We start from the raw sequence: 568 nt of genomic DNA on the forward strand, positions 1-568 counted from the left end.
AGCTGCCTAGGGTAAAACCGGTGACTGGGGCTAAGTCGTAACAAGGTAGCCGTACCGGAAGGTGCGGCTGGAATACCTCCTTCTTAGAGAACACGGAACATCAATCGTTCCCCTCCTCTTCACCCCTCTGTTCTTGCTAACTATATCATATTCCATTACAGTCTCGTAGCTCAGTTGGTTAGAGCGCTACACTGATAATGTAGAGGTCCCCAGTTCAAATCTGGGCGGGACTACAAAGCAGATACGTCTTACACGTGCAGCGTACTGTGGTTGGATTTTAAAATTGAAGTTCTTTATATATTGGGGGATTAGCTCAGTTGGCTAGAGCACCTGCTTTGCACGCAGGGGGTCATCGGTTCGAATCCGTTATCCTCCACTTGTTTGTTGAGCACCGTCTGGCGACGATGAAGTAGGTTCGATTCCTGCTGGTTGGTACCACAAACGATCTTTGACATATTGGCAAGGAGCAAGAGATAACGGAAGAGAGAGAAGTTAGAAAGGGCACACGGAGGATGCCTAGGCTTCCGGAGGCGAAGAAGGACGTGGCAAGCTGCGAAAAGCTGCGGGG

At 49.8% G+C, this 568-nt stretch carries 2 tRNA genes and 2 rRNA genes; all 4 read left to right on the plus strand.

Features of this window, described 5'->3' with window-relative positions:
• Positions 1–83: ribosomal RNA gene (locus tag EIP89_RS11405) — 16S ribosomal RNA — on the plus strand; the annotation flags it as partial.
• Positions 84–159: 76 nt separating this feature from the next.
• Positions 160–233: transfer RNA gene (locus tag EIP89_RS11410), tRNA-Ile, on the plus strand.
• 69 nt (positions 234–302) lie between these two features.
• Positions 303–376: transfer RNA gene (locus tag EIP89_RS11415), tRNA-Ala, on the plus strand.
• 109 nt (positions 377–485) lie between these two features.
• Positions 486–568: ribosomal RNA gene (locus EIP89_RS11420) — 23S ribosomal RNA — on the plus strand; the annotation flags it as partial.

Origin of the sequence: Thermaurantimonas aggregans (assembly GCF_003851885.1) — a bacterium.
Classification (GTDB): Bacteria; Bacteroidota; Bacteroidia; order Flavobacteriales; family Schleiferiaceae; genus Thermaurantimonas; species Thermaurantimonas aggregans.